Consider the following 15,899-nt stretch of genomic DNA (forward strand, 5'->3'; position numbering starts at 1 on the left):
GAACGGGGATACCGTGGAGGCGATGACCACACGTGCTTCCGCAAGTAGGGTGGCACCGAGTGTCACTCCGGGTGGCGGGAAATTATGATGTAAAATATTGCGGAACAACAATTTCCGATGGTATCGATCTTGGAGTGCGACTCGTGACACTCTGTGTCCACATTGGTGACGGCGCTCGCCGGTCCGGCCCGAGTGTGACGAGCGGATCATCCGCGCCGCTATGGTCGTCGTCATGTACGCAGCCCTTTCATCCCCCGCAGCGCCGTCTGTGGAGTCGGTCGTCGTGAGCCCGGCCGAGGCTCGGGTACGTCATGAGACCTACCGCAACAAGATCATGTCGGCGCAGGATGCGGTGCAGTGCATCCGTCCCGGCGACACCGTCGCTATCAGCGGTTTCTCCGGCGCAGGCACCCCGAAGGCCGTGCCCCCGGCCCTCACCGAGCGCATCCGGCGCACCCGGGCGACCGGCGGCGACTTCCGGATCAATCTCCTCACCGGTGCGTCGGTCGCCTCCGACGTCGAGCGCATGCTCGCCGACGTCGACGGAATCGCGCTGCGTATGCCGTACCAGGCGGAGCCCACCGCACGCGGACGGATCAACGAGGGCCGGATGGACTATGTCGACATCCATCTGTCGCATGTCGCGCAGCAGGTCTGGGAGGGCTACTACGGACACGTCGACGTCGCCGTCGTCGAGATTGCCGGCATCACCGAAACGGGCGAGTTGATCCCCGCCACGTCGATCGGGAACAGCAAGACCTGGCTCGACGTTGCCGAGAAGGTCATCCTCGAGGTCAACTCGTGGATCCCCTCCGCGATAGAGGGCGTGCACGACGTCTACTACGGTACGGCGCTCCCGCCGCACCGCCGGCCGATCGACCTCACCGGCGTCGAGGACCGCATCGGGCAGCCCTACTTCCGGATCGATCCGGAACGTGTCGTCGCGGTGGTCGAGATCGATCGGCCCGACAGTGCCACGGCGCTCACGGAGCCGGACGCCACCAGTCGGGCGATCGCCGACCACGTCCTCGACTTCTTCGCACACGAGGTCGCTGCGGGACGGCTGCCCGCCGACACCCTGCTCCCGTTGCAGTCGGGCGTCGGCAATGTCGCCAATGCCGTGCTCGCAGGCCTCGACAGCGGACCCTACCGGGGGCTGACCTGCTACTCGGAGGTCATCCAGGACGGCATGCTCGACCTCGTCAAGCACGGCACCGTCCGATTCGCCTCGTCGACCTCGTTGGCGCTGTCCGAAGCGGGTCTGAAGGATTTCGTCGAGAACATCGACTTCTACCGCGATCACATCGTGCTGCGACCGCAGGAGATCAGCAACCATCCGGAGATCGTGCGCCGACTCGGCATCATCGCCATGAACGGCATGCTCGAGGCCGACATCTACGGCAACGTCAACTCCACCCACGTGATGGGCACCCGTATCATGAACGGCATCGGTGGCTCCGGCGACTTCGCGCGCAACGGCTACCTGTCGATGTTCCTGAGCCCGTCGACCGCCCGTGGCGGCGCGATCTCCTCGATCGTTCCGATGGTGCCGCACGTCGACCACACAGAGCACGACGTGCAGGTCATCGTGACCGAACAGGGTCTCGCCGATCTTCGCGCCCTGTCTCCCCGTCGTCGGTCGCGGGTCGTCGTGGAGCGCTGCGCGCATCCCGACTACCGCGCCGAACTGCTCGACTACATCGAGCGCGCCGAAGCGGCTCCCGGAGCAGGCCACACCCCGCACCTGCTCGGTGAGGCGTTCTCCTTCCACGAGCGCTACCAGCGCACGGGGACCATGCACGCGTCCTGATCGACGCGGCGACGAACGAGGTCGGCCCCGGCACCACATCCACGGTGCCGGGGCCGACCTTCGTCCGGCTCGGTGACCCCTCGCCCGGTATGTCCGGCTCGGTGACCCGCCGCAGGGTATGTCCGGCTCAGCGGATCGGCGCCGGATCGATCTGCTGCTGCGGGAGCGTCGCTTCGATCGCCGCCGTGATGTCCTGCAACGGGGTCGGCCCGGAACCGTCGGGCACGGTCAGCGCCACGTAGACCGGACGATCGACCGTGAACCACGTGCTCGCCGGGATGCCCTGCTCGGCCCCCGACACCTCGAACCACTGCACCTCGTCGATCACCTGCAGAGCCGCTGCCTGGTCGAACTCCTCGGGCCGGTCGAGACCGCAGCGCAGGACCACCTCGTCGCCCTCGTCGGACTGCCAGGCCGCGGCGCCCACCGGAGCCGGGTCGGCCAGTTCGGCGCGCGTGTAGTCGCCGAGCTCCTCGGGCAGGGCCGCGAGCAACTGCGCGCACGATTCGGATTCGGCCTCGGGGGCGGGCACGGGACCCAGACCGACGGGCGTGTTCACAGGTGACCGGGACACCGTCACGGCCGCCACGACCACCCCGACCAGCAGAGCGACGGGCAGTGCGATCGCCGTGGCGATCAGGGCGGGACTGCGGCGGGTCGCATCCATTTCGGGCGTCTCGCCGGGGACGTCGTCGGAGGGTTCGCGGTCGGAAGCAGAGGTGTCGTTCATCGTGTCCAGAATCCGGGCTCGGGGACAGGGGGCGGTAGCGTGAACCGAACGTAGCAGGACACGTGCCGGCTCTCTCCCGCCGCCGACCGAGAAAGAGGCGACCGTCACCGTGACGAACCCGACCGGACCCACCGTCTCCGACATCGGGGAGTTTCCCGTGATCGAACGGGCGGTGAGGGCACGGCGACAGCCACGCAGCACGCTCGTCGGTCCGGGCCACGACGCGGCGGTCGTGGCAGCGGTCGACGGCCGTATCGCGATCTCCACCGACATGCTCGTCGAAGGACGTCACTTCCGGTTCGACTGGTCCGGCCCGCAACAGGTCGGGCGCAAGGCCGTCGCCCAGAACGGAGCGGATGTCGCCGCGGTCGGGGCACGCCCCACCGCCTTCGTCGTCGGTCTCGGGTGCCCGCCCGACACTCCCGTCGCCGTGCTCGACGGCATCTCCGCGGGAATCGGGGAGGCCGCGGAGGAGATCGGTGCCGGAGTGGTGGGGGGCGACCTCGTGCAGGCCGGCCAGGTGATCGTGTCGGTCACCGTGCTCGGCGACCTCGAGGGCCGACTCCCGCTGCTCCGCTCGACCGCCCGTCCCGGTGACGTCGTCGCACTCGCCGGCAGCACCGGCCGCTCGGCAGCCGGCCTCGCTCTGCTGCTTGCCGGCAACCCGGAGTTCCCCGAGCTCGTCGCGTCGCATCTCGTGCCCACTCCGCCCTACGCTGCAGGTCCTGCCGCAGCGGCGGCGGGTGCCCACGCCTGCACCGATATCTCCGACGGTCTCGTCGCCGACCTCGGGCACATCTGTACAGCTTCGGAAGTCGCGATCGACCTGGACTCCGACGCGCTCACTCCCGACACGCAGCTCCGGAAGGCCGGCGAGGCGCTGTCGGCCGATCCGTGGGAGTGGATCCTCACCGGCGGCGAGGACCACGCCCTCGCGGCATGCTTCCCGCGCGGGGTCGCCCTGCCGGACGGATGGCGGCCGATCGGGGTGGTGCTCGAGGGCGCCGGTGTCACCGTCGACGGGGAAGGCCGGGAGGGATCCGGAGGCTGGGAGAGCTTCGCGCCGGGCGCTGCATCCCAGGGTCCCGACTCGAGATAGGTTCTGCAGTCATGGCTGTCTACGCACTCGGCGAGCGTGTCCCCGATATCCATCCCGACGCATGGATTCACCCCGACGCGGTCGTGATCGGCAACGTCACCCTCGGTGCCGGGGCCTCCGTGTGGCCTTCGGCGGTGCTGCGCGGGGACTACGGCACGATCACCGTGGGGGAGAAGACCAACATCCAGGACGGCACGATCATCCACTGCACCGCGATCGAGGCCACCGTCATCGGTGCGCGGTGCGTCGTCGGTCACAACGCGCACATCGAAGGCTCCACCATCGGTGACGGTGCATTGATCGGGTCGGGTTCGCTCGTCCTCAACGGCTCGGTCATCGGTGCCGGTGCCCAGGTCGCCGCCGGCGCCCTGATCCCTCCGCGATTCGAACTCCCGCCCCGCCGCATGGCGATGGGCATCCCCGCCAAGGTCCGCGAGGGGTACGAGGTTCCCGAGAACAACTTCGACGCCAACGCCGAGATGTACGCAGCGAACGCGGCCTACTACCGGACCGCCCTCCGCCGTATCGACCAGGAGTGACAGGTGGCCGACACCGTCGACACACAGTCCGCGTCCGGTGGAGAGGGTGAACCCCGATCCGGCCGCCCCCTCTCCGAACTCGTCGACCCGGGGTGGGCCCGAGCGCTCGAACCCGTCGCCGACGACATCACCGCCATGGGGCAGTTCCTCCGCGCGGAACTCGCCGCGGGACGCAGCTACCTGCCGTCCGGCCCGAACGTGCTGCGTGCCTTCGCCCAGCCCTTCGAGGCGGTACGCGTCCTGATCGTCGGGCAGGATCCCTATCCCACTCCCGGTCACGCTGTGGGACTGAGCTTCTCGGTGGCTCCGGACGTCCGTCCGATCCCTCGCAGTCTCGCCAACATCTACCGCGAGTACACCGAGGATCTCGATCTGCCGCAGCCGTCCACGGGCGACCTGTCGCCGTGGACGCAGCACGGCGTCCTGTTGCTCAACCGGGTGCTCACGGTCGCGCCGGGCCAGCCGGCCTCGCACCGGGGCAAGGGCTGGGAGGCGGTCACGGAGCAGGCCATCCGCGCGCTGGTCGCGCGCGGTACCCCGCTCGTCGCCATCCTGTGGGGCCGCGACGCGGCGACCCTCGAGCCCATGCTCGGCGGTGCGCCCACCGTGAAGTCGGCGCATCCGTCCCCGCTGTCGGCTTCCCGCGGATTCTTCGGGTCGCGTCCGTTCACCCGCGCGAACGCTCTCCTCGTCGAACAGGGCGGCGAACCGGTGGACTGGCGACTGCCCTGACCACCGGTCCGTCACCGATACCGGATCGTCAGGCGCGGATCGAATCCCAGTCGGGGCGGCGCTTGGCGACGAAGGAATCGACGCCCTCGATGCCCGTGGGGCTCGTCGCGGCCGCGGAGATCGCGGCGGCTTCCGCGTCGAGGTGCTCCGACAGCGACCGTCCTGCCGACTCGGCGACGAGCGAGCGGATCGAGGCGTAGGACTGCGTCGGGCCGTGGGCGAGGGTCCGGGCGAGCCGCAACCCTTCGCCCTGGATCTCCCCGTCGGCGACGAGCCGGCTCAGCAGACCCAGACGCACGGCTTCGTCGGCGCCGATCACGGCATCGGTCATGATGATCTCGCGCGCCCGCGCCGGACCGACGATCCGCGGCAGGGTCCAGGACATCCCGCCGTCGGGCGAGAAACCGATCGAGGGGTACGCGGCGCGCATCTTCGTACCCGGGCCGGCGAGCGCGATGTCCGCGAGCAACGCGAGGCTCATGCCGGCGCCCGCAGCCCAGCCGTGCACGGCGGCGACGACCGGGACGGCGGCCTTGTTCAGCTCACGGACGAAGTCGTGGAAGAGACTCGCGACCTCGAACAGGTGGGCGCCACGATCCTCGGCCGCGGCGAATCCGTGGACGTTGCCGCCCGCACAGAAGTTCGCGCCCTCGCCGACGAGCAGGACGGCGCCGATCTCCGGGCCTGCCGCCCGCAGAGCCGCGATGCCCTGCTCCATTCCCGCGGGGGACAGGGAGGTGCCGTACTCGGAGGTCGCCACGGCGATCCGCAGGACCCGGTCCTCCACACTCACCAGCGGGTGAAGAGAGCCGTTGCCGGCAGGAAAGGAAACTTGGTTCTCGGTCATTCCCGCACGATATCCGGCCGCAGAATCGAACAGTGAAGGCCCCCTGCGCAATCAGCGCAAGGGGCCTTCACTACGACTCGACCGGGAATCAGCCGCGGACGACCTTGCCGGCCTTGAGGCAGGAGGTGCACACGTTCATCTTGCGGGTGTTGCCCGGTGCAACCTGAGCGCGCACGCTCTGGATGTTCGGGTTCCAGCGACGGTTGGTACGCCGGTGCGAGTGCGAGACCGACTTCCCGAAGCCGGGGCCCTTGGCGCATACGTCGCAGACGGCAGCCATGTCGCGAACTCCTTGTGTCTAGTGGATAGATCTTCTGTCTGTGTTGTTTCACCCTGCAAACACGGGGAACGAGCCACCCGTGCGAGGCAACCCGGCAAGCTTAGCGAACTCGAGTGCGGATGGCCAAACCGGACGCCGGGACGGCTCGCGGCTAACCTGTTCGCCAGGGCTCGGCACCGTGGCGATCGGTACCCATCGTAGTGGCGGATGCGGCCCGGAGGCGAGAGGCGAAGGGGGTGGAATCGTTGCTCGAAGCCGAGGACACGGTGGATGGGCGAGCGCTGCGCAGGTGGGTCGAGTTCGGTGTGGACGCGCTCGAACAGCGCCGGGCCGAGATCAACTCGCTCAACGTCTTCCCGGTACCCGACGGCGACACCGGAAACAACCTGCTCAGCACCCTGCAGGCCGCCGCGGCCCGGATCGGTGGCCCCGCGGACGGCGCGCTCACCGCGTCCGACGTCGCCGAGGGGCTCGCACGCGGTGCCTTCACCGGCGCCCGGGGCAATTCGGGGATCATCCTTGCGCAGGCCCTGCGCGGTGTGGCCGACGCAGTCGCCGGGCTGACGACCGTCGGCGCCGCGGATCTCGCCGCCGCACTCTCGAACGCCGCGGCACTCGTGACCGGAGCGCTCAGCGCGCCCGCGAAGGGCACGATCGTCAGCGTCCTCGAAGCCGCAGCCGACGGTGCCGCCCGCGCTGCCGCGGAGACCGACCCGACCGTGTGCGAGGTGGTCGTCGCCAGCGCCGACGCCGCTGCCGACGCGCTGCAGCGCACTACCACCCAGCTCGACGTCCTCGCCGAGGCAGGGGTGGTCGACGCCGGCGGTCTCGGCCTGCTCGTGCTGCTCGACTGCCTGGTCGAGGTCACCACGGGAACGCGCCCCGACCGCCGGATGGTGCTCGCCGGCGCCTCGCGTCCCGTGGTCGAACCCGAGATCGTCGACGACCGCCACGACAGCGACCAGCAGGAGTACGAGGTGATGTATCTCGTCGAGAACTCCGACGACACGCGCATCGCCGCCCTGCGTTCCCATCTCGACGTGCTGGGAGACTCCGTGGCGATCGTCGCCGGGGAGTCGGGTTGCTGGTCCGTGCACGTGCACTGCTGCGATCCCGGAGCAGCGGTCGAGGCCGGTCTCGCGGCGGGTGCCCTGCGTCGCATCGACATCACGTGCTTCGCGCTCGAGTCCGCACGTCGCGGGTGCGGCGACGGAGCCGCCGCGTCGGGCACGGCCGCAGTCCCGGCGCACACCCACATGGCGGGGGAGCAGTCCCGCGCGGTCCTCGCGGTGGTCGGCGGCGACGGTGCTGCCGAACTGTTCGAAGCGGAGGGCGCGCAGGTGCTGCGGGCGGAGGAGATCTCCGTCCCCGACGAGCTGCTCGCGGCGATCCGGGCACTGCCGAGCCGGGACGTCCTCGTGCTCCCCAACGGCGCGCTCTCCGCGCAGGACGTCGTCGCCGTGGGCGCCCGGGCGCGGCGGGAGGACTGCGACGTGATGTTCCTGCCGTCGTCCTCGGTGGTCCAGGGGCTGGCGTCGTTGGCCGTGCACGATCCGATGCGGGCCACCGTCGACGATGCGTTCGCGATGTCGGAGGCGGCGTCGTGCGTGCGCTGGGGGTCGCTGCGGTACGCGAACGAACGTGCTCTGACCTGGGTCGGAACGTGCGAGCCCGGCGACAGTCTCGGCCTCGCCGGCCATGATGTCGTAGTGATCGAGCATGATCTGGTGACAGCGGGAGCATCGCTGCTCGACAGGCTTCTCGCCGCGGGCGGCGAGCTCGTGACGATGCTGGTCGGGGCCGAGGCTCCCGACGGACTCGTCGAGCAACTGGCCGACCACCTCGATCGCCGCCACCCGGAGATCGACGTGGTGGTCTATCAGGGCGGTCAGCGCAGCGACCTGCTGCAGCTCGGCGTCGAGTAGCCGGTGCGCCGCGAGGCCACCGCACGAGTAGCGGAAGGGACGGCAGTGGCGACACTCGCGGACCGGCTCGATCATGTCCTCGGCCGCAAGACGGCGGACGCCTTGCACGACGCGTTCGGGATGGCCACCGTCGAGGATCTGCTGCGGCACTATCCGCACCGCTACGCCACCCAGGGCGCCGAGCTCGGTGAGAGCCGGCCCGAGGAGGGCCGGCACATCACGATCATCGCGCGGGTCGAATCGGCGCAGGAGGTGCCGATGAAGTCCCGCGCCGGGAAGCGCCTCGCGGTGCGGCTGCGCTCCGATCGCCACAGCATCGACGTCACCTTCTTCAATCCGCACCGGGTCAAGCACAACATCAAGCCCGGTGTGCGCGCGATGTTCTCCGGCACCGTGAAGTACTTCCGCGACAAGTGGAGCCTGACCCACCCGAGCTATCTCGTGCTTCCCGAGCCGCGCGACGCGGACGATCTCGTCTCGGCGGCGCCCGCGCGGGTGCGGGGCGCCGGTGCCCTGGCGGGTCTCGCGCGTACCGCGCAGGACGGCTCCGGGGTGGACATGTCGGTCTTCGACCGCGCGCTGATCCCGATGTACCGCGCGACCCGCGAGGTGGAGTCGTGGACCGTCATGCGCTGCGTGCGGCAGGTGCTCGACCAGCTCGACCACGTCGACGATCCGCTGCCCGCGTGGGTCCGCGACGAGCACGGCTTCGTGGGTCTCGACGATGCCCTGCGATCGATCCACCTGCCCGACACGAAACAGGAGATCGACCGGGCACGCGACCGCCTGCGGTTCGACGAGGCCGCCGCGGTGCAGCTCGTGCTCGCGGGCCGCCGGCACGACGTCGAGGTGCGTTCGGCGCCGTCCTGCCCGCACCGCGCGGACGGGATCGCCGACGAGTTCGATCGGCGCCTGCCTTTCGAGCTGACGGCCGGCCAGCTCGCCGTGGCGGAGGAGATCTCCGCCGATCTGGCCCGAGAACACCCCATGAACCGATTGCTGCAGGGCGAGGTCGGTTCGGGCAAGACCATCGTCGCGCTGCGGGCGATGCTGCAGGTGATCGACTCCGGGCGGCAGTGCGCCCTGCTCGCACCCACCGAAGTGCTCGCGGCGCAGCACGCCCGCTCGTTGACCACGATGCTCGGCGACCTCGCGGCGGCGGGCGAACTGGGTGCCCACGAACTCGCGACCCGCGTGACCCTGTTGACCGGCTCGATGGGGGTCGCGCGCAAGCGGGCCGCGCTCAACGAGGCGGTGACGGGAGATGCCGGGATCGTCATCGGCACCCACGCGCTCATCGAGGACAAGGTGCAGTTCTTCGACCTCGGTCTCGTGGTGATCGACGAGCAGCACCGGTTCGGCGTCGAGCAGCGCGACGCATTGCGGTCGCGCGGCCGCGACGGGGCGTCACCGCACGTGCTGGTGATGACCGCGACGCCCATCCCGCGCACCATCGCGATGACCGTGCTCGGCGACCTCGAGGTCTCGACCCTGCGCGAACTGCCCCGAGGGCGGTCGCCGATCGTCAGCCGCGTTGTCCCGGCGAAGGTGCACCCGACGTGGGTCGACCGGGCGTGGGAACGTATCCGCGAAGAGGTCGCCGACGGGAGGCAGGCCTATGTGGTGTGCTCACGCATCGGCGACGGCGATTCCGACGACGACGCACTCCTCGATCCGGGCGCTCCCGAGCCGTCGGGCTCGGGGAAGGGCAAGCAGGCGCCACCCGAGACCACCTCGGTGCTCGAGCAGTTCGAGTTCCTGACCTCCGGTCCGCTGCGCGACCTGCGGGTGGGTCTGCTGCACGGCCGGTTGCCCGGCGACGAGAAGGACGCCGTGATGCAGGCCTTCAACGCGGCGGAGCTCGACGTGCTGGTGTGCACGACCGTCGTCGAGGTCGGTGTCGACGTGCCGAACGCGACGGTGATGGTGATCGTCGACGCCGACCGGTTCGGTGTCAGCCAGCTGCACCAGCTGCGCGGTCGCGTGGGCCGTGGTGGGCACCAGGGGCTGTGTCTGCTCGTGACCGACGCGAAACCAGGCACCCCGACGATGATGCGGCTCGAGGCCGTCGCCGGCACCACCGACGGGTTCGAACTCGCCCAGCTCGATCTGCACTTGCGACGGGAGGGCGACGTCCTCGGGGTCGCCCAGTCCGGCACGGTGTCGACGCTCAGGTTGCTCTCGCTCGTCGACGACGCCGACGTCATCGAGGCGGCCCGCGACTTCTCCCGGACGGTGACCGAGAAGGATCCGGGCCTCGAACACCATCCGGGGCTCGCGAGCATGGTGCGCGCGGCGCTCGACGCCGAGCGCGTCGAGTACCTCGACAAGTCCTGAGTTACGTTCTGTACACCGTGCCGTGGAACCTCCGGTGAGGTTTCCACCACCCTCCCCGGAACGTTGACAACGTGTTACGGACGGTCCCACTGCATCGTTCCAGTCGTGCCGTCCGGCCACTCCGTCCCACGATGTGGAATGCGCGTCGAAGGCGGAATGTTACGTCGCGGTACCGTCGACCAATGTTCTCGAAAGTGCTTGTCGCCAACCGTGGCGAGATCGCGATCCGTGCCTTCCGTGCCGCCTACGAACTGGGTGCCGGGACGGTCGCGGTGTTCCCGTACGAAGACCGGAACTCCCTGCACCGGTTGAAGGCCGACGAGGCCTATCAGATCGGTGACGAGGGGCACCCGGTCCGCGCATACCTGTCGGTCGAGAAGGTCGTCGAAGCGGCCGTGTCGGCCGGAGCCGACGCGATCTATCCCGGCTACGGTTTCCTGTCCGAGAACCCGGACCTCGCCGCGGCGTGCGCGGACGCGGGCATCACCTTCGTCGGCCCCTCGGCGGAGATCCTGGAGCTGACCGGGAACAAGGCCCGCGCGATCGCCTCGGCGAAGGCCGCAGGTCTGCCGGTGCTGGCGTCGTCGGAGCCGTCCTCGGATGTCGACGCGCTGATCGCCGCGTCGGAGTCGATGAACTTCCCGGTCTTCGTCAAGGCCGTCGCCGGTGGTGGCGGACGCGGCATGCGCCGGGTCGCCGAGCCCTCCCAGCTGCGCGAAGCGATCGAAGCCGCCTCCCGCGAGGCCGACGCGGCCTTCGGTGATCCCACCGTCTTCCTGGAGCAGGCCGTGGTCAACCCGCGGCACATCGAGGTACAGATCCTCGCCGACAAGTACGGCAACGTCATCCACCTGTACGAGCGCGACTGCTCGGTGCAGCGCCGGCACCAGAAGGTCATCGAGCTCGCCCCGGCCCCGAATCTCGACCCGGAGTTGCGCGACCGAATCTGCGCCGACGCCGTCGCATTCGCCGAGGAGATCGGCTACCAGTGCGCGGGCACCGTCGAATTCCTCGTCGACGAGCGCGGCAACCACGTGTTCATCGAGATGAATCCCCGGATCCAGGTCGAGCACACGGTCACCGAAGAGATCACCGACGTCGACCTCGTGCAGTCGCAGCTGCGCATCGCCGCCGGCGAGTCGCTCGCCGATCTGGGTCTGTCACAGGAGAGCATCACCATCCGCGGCGCGGCGCTGCAGTGCCGCATCACGACCGAGGATCCCGCCAACGGGTTCCGCCCGGACACCGGCCGTATCACCGGTTACCGCACCCCGGGTGGTGCCGGCATCCGTCTCGACGGCGGCACCTCGGTCGGCGCGGAGATCTCCGCCCACTTCGACTCGATGCTCGTCAAGCTCACCTGCCGCGGCCGGACGTTCGAGACCGCTGTCGCCCGTGCCCGCCGCGCGGTTGCCGAGTTCCGCATCCGCGGTGTCGCGACGAACATCCCCTTCCTGCAGGCCGTGCTCGACGACGCCGACTTCCGCGACGGACACGTCACCACCTCGTTCATCGAGGAACGTCCGCAGCTGCTGACGCTGCGTTCGTCCGCCGACCGCGGCACCAAGATCCTGAACTACCTCGCCGACGTGACGGTCAACAAGCCGCACGGCGAGCGCCCCACCACGCTCTACCCGCACGACAAGCTGCCCGCGATCGACCTGAGCGCCGCGCCGCCGGCCGGTTCGCGGCAGCGGCTGCTCGAACTCGGACCCGAGGGCTTCGCCCGTGCGCTGCGTGAGCAGAAGTCCATCGGCGTCACCGACACCACCTTCCGCGACGCGCACCAGTCGCTGCTCGCGACCCGTGTGCGCAGCAAGGACCTGCTGACGGTCGCCGGGCACGTGGCCCGGATGACCCCGCAGCTCCTCTCGATCGAGGCGTGGGGCGGCGCGACCTACGACGTCGCTCTGCGCTTCCTGCACGAGGATCCGTGGGAGCGGTTGGCCGCGCTGCGCGAGGCGATCCCGAACATCAACCTGCAGATGCTGCTGCGGGGACGCAACACCGTCGGCTACACCCCCTACCCGGAGGCCGTGACCCGCGCGTTCGTGCAGGAGGCCGCAGACACGGGCATCGACATCTTCCGCATCTTCGACGCGCTGAACAACGTCGACCAGATGCGTCCGGCGATCGACGCGGTGCGCGAGACCGGCACCACGCTCGCCGAGGTCGCGATGTCCTACACCGGCGACCTGTCGAACCCGGACGAGACGATCTACACGCTCGACTACTACCTGCGGTTGGCCGAGGAGATCGTCGAGGCCGGTGCACACGTGCTCGCCATCAAGGACATGGCCGGTCTGCTGCGCGCCCCGGCCGCCGCGACGCTCGTCTCGGCGCTGCGCAGCAACTTCGACCTGCCGGTCCACGTGCACACCCACGACACTCCGGGTGGGCAGCTCGCGACCTATCTTGCGGCCTGGCACGCCGGTGCCGACGCCGTCGACGGTGCCTCCGCGGCGCTCGCCGGTACGACGAGCCAGCCCGCCCTGTCGGCGATCGTCGCCGCCGCGGCGAACAGCGAGTTCGACACCGGCCTCGACCTGCAGGCCGTGTGCGATCTCGAGCCGTACTGGGAGGCGCTGCGCAGGGTCTACGCACCGTTCGAGTCGGGGCTGCCCGCCCCGACCGGCCGCGTCTACACCCACGAGATCCCCGGCGGCCAGTTGTCGAACCTGCGCCAGCAGGCCATCGCGCTGGGACTCGGCGACCGCTTCGAGGAGGTCGAGGCCGCCTATGCCGGCGCCGACCGTCTCCTCGGCCGCCTGATCAAGGTCACCCCGTCGAGCAAGGTCGTCGGCGACCTCGCGCTGCACCTCGTCGGTGCCGGGGTCTCGGTCGACGACTTCGCCGCCGAGCCCGGCAAGTACGACATCCCCGATTCGGTCATCGGCTTCCTGCGCGGCGACCTCGGCACCCCCGCCGGGGGCTGGCCCGAGCCGTTCCGCAGCAAGGCGCTGTCGGGCCGAGCCGAGCCCAAGCCGATCACCCCGCTCGCGCCCGAGGAGGAGAAGGCCCTCGGCGGCACCTCGGCCGAGCGTCGCCGCATGCTCAACCGCCTGCTGTTCCCCGGACCGGCCAAGGAGTTCGAACAGCACCGGGAGACCTACGGCGACACCACCGAGCTGTCGGCCAACCAGTTCTTCTACGGGCTGCGGCACGGCGAGGAGCACCGGGTGCGCCTGGACAAGGGCGTCGAACTGCTCATCGGTCTCGAAGCGATCTCCGACGCCGACGAGAAAGGCTTCCGCACGGTGATGTGCATCCTCAACGGGCAGCTGCGCCCGGTGTCGGTGCGCGACCGGTCGGTGGCCGCCGACATCCCGGCCGCGGAGAAAGCCGACCGCAACCATCCCGGTCACGTCGCCGCGCCGTTCGCCGGCACGGTCACCCTCGTGGTGTCCGAGGGCGACAGCGTCTCGGCGGGCGACACCGTCGCCACCATCGAGGCGATGAAGATGGAGGCCGCGATCACCGCGCCGCGCGGCGGACGCATCACGCGTGTCGCGATCGGCCCGGTGCAACAGGTCGAAGGTGGCGACCTGCTCGTCGAGGTGTCCACGGGAGACAGCGCCGAGTGACACGGATCGTCGCCGGCCGGGCCGGGGGGCGGCGCCTGAAGGTGCCGCCCCGCGGGACCAGGCCCACTTCCGAACGGGTCCGTGAGGCCTTGTTCAGTTCGCTCGACGCACGCATGGACATCGACGGTGCCGCAGTCCTCGACCTCTACGCGGGGTCGGGGGCTCTCGGCCTCGAGGCGCTGTCCCGCGGCGCCGAGCACGCGATGCTCGTCGAGTCCGACGCCAAGGCGGCGGGGGTGATCCGCGAGAACATCGCGACGGTCGGACTGCCGGGGGCGGTCTTGCGCACGGCACCGGTGGCCGCCGTGCTCGCGGGTACCGCCGACCGGGTGTACGACCTCGTCCTCGCCGACCCGCCCTACGCCGTGACCGAGGGGGCCGTCACCGGAGTGCTCGAGGCGCTGGTGTCCGGCGGCTGGGTCGAGGACGGTTCGGTCGTCGTGGTCGAACGCTCGTCTCGGTCGCCGGAAACGGTGTGGCCGCAGGCATTCGAGGTCGGCAGGTCGCGGCGATACGGGGAGACGAGGGTGGAGATCGCCACCTGCTACGGTGCTGGATCATGAGCCGCGCGGTCTGCCCAGGATCCTTCGACCCGGTCACCAACGGACACCTCGACGTCATCGGCAGGGTCTCGGCCCAGTTCGACGAGGTCGTCGTGACCGTCACGATCAATCCCAACAAGCGGGGGATGTTCACGATCGACGAACGCCTCGAGATGCTCACCGAGGCCACGGCGCACCTGCCGAACGTCACGATCGACGCCTGGCAGGGCCTGCTCGTCGACTACGCCCGCGAGCGGGGGATCACCGCGATCGTCAAGGGCCTGCGCGGCGCCAACGACTTCGACTACGAGCTGCAGATGGCGCAGATGAACCACAAGCTCACCGGCGTCGACACCCTGTTCGTCGCCACCAACCCGGTGTACAGCTACCTGTCGAGCTCGCTCGTCAAGGAAGTTGCGACCTACGGCGGCGATGTCTCCGACATGCTGCCGGGCACCGTGCACGCTCGTCTGCTCGCGCGCCTCGCCGAGCGGGCCGCCGCGAAATAGACAGCACCCCTCCCGCACGGTCTGTGACGGCCGGATCCCGACACACCGAGCGCAGGGCACACGAGCGTGCCCTGCGCTGCGGCAGACTGGACGGTGGCGCGTCCGCACCGGTCGCGCCGAGCGAGTGATTGGGGTTGGGCGTGTACCGGGTATTCGAGGCACTCGACGAGCTGGTCGCAATCGTCGAAGAGGCACGTAGCGTTCCGATGACGGCGAGCTGCGTGGTACCGCGCGGCGATGTCCTCGAGCTGCTCGACGACGTGCGCGACGCGCTGCCGCCCGAACTCGACGACGCACAGGACGTGCTCGATCACCGCGACAAGCTGATCAACGACGCGCGGGCGCAGGCCGAGAAGACCGTCGGCGACGCCGACGAGGAGGCGCGCACCCTGCTCGAGGACGCGCGTACCGACGCCGACCGCATGCTGGCGGACGCGAAGGCGCAGGCGGACCGGATGGTCAAGGAAGCACGCGCCCACGCCGACGAACTCGTGCGCGACGCTCAGGCCGAGGCCGACGACCTCGTAGCAGAGGGCAACAAGCAGTACGAGAGCGTGACCGGGCGCGCCCGCCTCGAGGCCGACCGCCTGGTCGAGTCCGGCCAGGCGTCGTACGAGCGTTCCGTGGCCGAGGGCGAGGCCGAGAAGGCGCGCCTGGTGTCGCAGACGGAGGTCGTGCAGGCCGCGCACGCCGAGTCGGCTCGCGTCATCGATTCGGCCCACGCCGAATCCGACCGCCTGCGGACGGAATGCGACGAGTACATCGACGGAAAGCTCTCGGAGTTCGAGGAACTGCTCGGCACCACCCTGCGGTCGGTCGGCCGCGGCCGGCAGCAGCTGCGGCTCTCGGGTGCCCCCGACTTCGCGGAGGCCGACCCTCGGGCGAGCCGCCGCCGCTGATCGGCGGAATTTCCGCTCGTGCCGCCCATCGCGTATCATGGAGCGGTTGCCCTATCACGACCGAGT

The 15,899-nt window shown here is 69.9% G+C and carries 13 protein-coding genes; 10 read left to right on the forward strand and 3 right to left on the reverse strand.

Annotation, left to right across the window (positions count from 1 at the left end; genetic code table 11):
- Positions 1-232 precede the first annotated feature (232 nt).
- Entirely contained in the window at positions 233-1,810 is a 1,578-nt protein-coding gene (locus EQ874_RS08970; protein WP_242496699.1) for an acetyl-CoA hydrolase/transferase family protein, read from the forward strand.
- Positions 1,811-1,937: 127 nt separating this feature from the next.
- Here the strand turns inward: EQ874_RS08970 and EQ874_RS08975 are convergent, their stop codons facing one another.
- Positions 1,938-2,540 (reverse strand): DUF3515 domain-containing protein, encoded by a 603-nt coding sequence (locus EQ874_RS08975; protein ID WP_207213517.1) that lies wholly within the window; start codon positions 2,538-2,540, stop codon positions 1,938-1,940.
- A 109-nt stretch (positions 2,541-2,649) separates the two neighbouring features.
- Here EQ874_RS08975 and EQ874_RS08980 point away from each other — a divergent pair, with 109 nt between their 5' ends.
- The 3 genes from EQ874_RS08980 to EQ874_RS08990 are packed head-to-tail and all read left to right on the forward strand — an operon-like array spanning position 2,650 to position 4,910.
- Positions 2,650-3,639 (forward strand): thiamine-phosphate kinase, encoded by a 990-nt coding sequence (locus EQ874_RS08980; protein ID WP_129976570.1) that lies wholly within the window; start codon positions 2,650-2,652, stop codon positions 3,637-3,639.
- Between the two features lie 11 nt (positions 3,640-3,650).
- Positions 3,651-4,178 (forward strand): gamma carbonic anhydrase family protein, encoded by a 528-nt coding sequence (locus EQ874_RS08985; protein ID WP_129976571.1) that lies wholly within the window; start codon positions 3,651-3,653, stop codon positions 4,176-4,178.
- A 3-nt stretch (positions 4,179-4,181) separates the two neighbouring features.
- On the forward strand, positions 4,182-4,910 hold the full coding sequence (locus EQ874_RS08990; protein ID WP_016932500.1) for a uracil-DNA glycosylase: 729 nt from the start codon (positions 4,182-4,184) through the stop codon (positions 4,908-4,910).
- A gap of 28 nt (positions 4,911-4,938) precedes the next feature.
- Here EQ874_RS08990 and EQ874_RS08995 read toward each other — a convergent pair whose 3' ends face one another.
- A complete protein-coding gene (locus EQ874_RS08995; RefSeq protein WP_064063348.1) occupies positions 4,939-5,757 on the reverse strand; it encodes an enoyl-CoA hydratase-related protein in 819 nt (272 codons plus the stop codon).
- 88 nt (positions 5,758-5,845) lie between these two features.
- A complete protein-coding gene (gene rpmB, locus EQ874_RS09000) occupies positions 5,846-6,037 on the reverse strand; it encodes a 50S ribosomal protein L28 (RefSeq protein WP_006551201.1) in 192 nt (63 codons plus the stop codon).
- Between the two features lie 236 nt (positions 6,038-6,273).
- Here rpmB and EQ874_RS09005 point away from each other — a divergent pair, with 236 nt between their 5' ends.
- The 6 genes from EQ874_RS09005 (at position 6,274) to EQ874_RS09030 (ending at position 15,833) form a co-directional block, all read left to right on the forward strand.
- Entirely contained in the window at positions 6,274-7,962 is a 1,689-nt protein-coding gene (locus tag EQ874_RS09005) for a DAK2 domain-containing protein (protein ID WP_129976572.1), read from the forward strand.
- Between the two features lie 45 nt (positions 7,963-8,007).
- A complete protein-coding gene (recG, locus tag EQ874_RS09010) occupies positions 8,008-10,299 on the forward strand; it encodes an ATP-dependent DNA helicase RecG (RefSeq protein WP_064063350.1) in 2,292 nt (763 codons plus the stop codon).
- A gap of 182 nt (positions 10,300-10,481) precedes the next feature.
- Positions 10,482-13,883 carry a pyruvate carboxylase gene (locus EQ874_RS09015; protein WP_129976573.1) on the forward strand — a complete coding sequence of 1,134 codons (3,402 nt, stop codon included), beginning with the start codon at positions 10,482-10,484 and terminating at the stop codon, positions 13,881-13,883.
- On the forward strand, positions 13,880-14,446 hold the full coding sequence (gene rsmD, locus EQ874_RS09020; RefSeq protein WP_129976574.1) for a 16S rRNA (guanine(966)-N(2))-methyltransferase RsmD: 567 nt from the start codon (positions 13,880-13,882) through the stop codon (positions 14,444-14,446). Before EQ874_RS09015 ends, rsmD begins: the two co-directional genes overlap by 4 nt.
- The gene (gene coaD / locus EQ874_RS09025) at positions 14,443-14,934 is read left to right on the forward strand and encodes a pantetheine-phosphate adenylyltransferase (RefSeq protein WP_129976575.1); all 492 of its coding nucleotides are present in this window, start codon (positions 14,443-14,445) and stop codon (positions 14,932-14,934) included. Before rsmD ends, coaD begins: the two co-directional genes overlap by 4 nt.
- A gap of 140 nt (positions 14,935-15,074) precedes the next feature.
- Positions 15,075-15,833 (forward strand): DivIVA domain-containing protein, encoded by a 759-nt coding sequence (locus tag EQ874_RS09030; RefSeq protein WP_064063353.1) that lies wholly within the window; start codon positions 15,075-15,077, stop codon positions 15,831-15,833.
- Positions 15,834-15,899 lie beyond the last annotated feature (66 nt).

This window comes from Rhodococcus sp. Q1 (assembly GCF_004153645.1).
Classification (GTDB): domain Bacteria; phylum Actinomycetota; class Actinomycetes; order Mycobacteriales; family Mycobacteriaceae; genus Rhodococcus; species Rhodococcus gordoniae.

Excerpts from the sequence above, each read along its gene's own strand:
- EQ874_RS08970 (WP_242496699.1), top strand. The coding sequence starts at position 233 with ATGTACGCAGCCCTTTCATCCCCCGCAGCGCCGTCTGTGGAGTCGGTC.
- EQ874_RS08975 (WP_207213517.1), bottom strand. The coding sequence starts at position 2,540 with ATGAACGACACCTCTGCTTCCGACCGCGAACCCTCCGACGACGTCCCC.
- EQ874_RS08985 (WP_129976571.1), top strand. The coding sequence starts at position 3,651 with ATGGCTGTCTACGCACTCGGCGAGCGTGTCCCCGATATCCATCCCGAC.
- EQ874_RS08995 (WP_064063348.1), bottom strand. The coding sequence starts at position 5,757 with ATGACCGAGAACCAAGTTTCCTTTCCTGCCGGCAACGGCTCTCTTCAC.
- rpmB (WP_006551201.1), bottom strand. The coding sequence starts at position 6,037 with ATGGCTGCCGTCTGCGACGTATGCGCCAAGGGCCCCGGCTTCGGGAAG.
- EQ874_RS09015 (WP_129976573.1), top strand. The coding sequence starts at position 10,482 with ATGTTCTCGAAAGTGCTTGTCGCCAACCGTGGCGAGATCGCGATCCGT.
- coaD (WP_129976575.1), top strand. The coding sequence starts at position 14,443 with ATGAGCCGCGCGGTCTGCCCAGGATCCTTCGACCCGGTCACCAACGGA.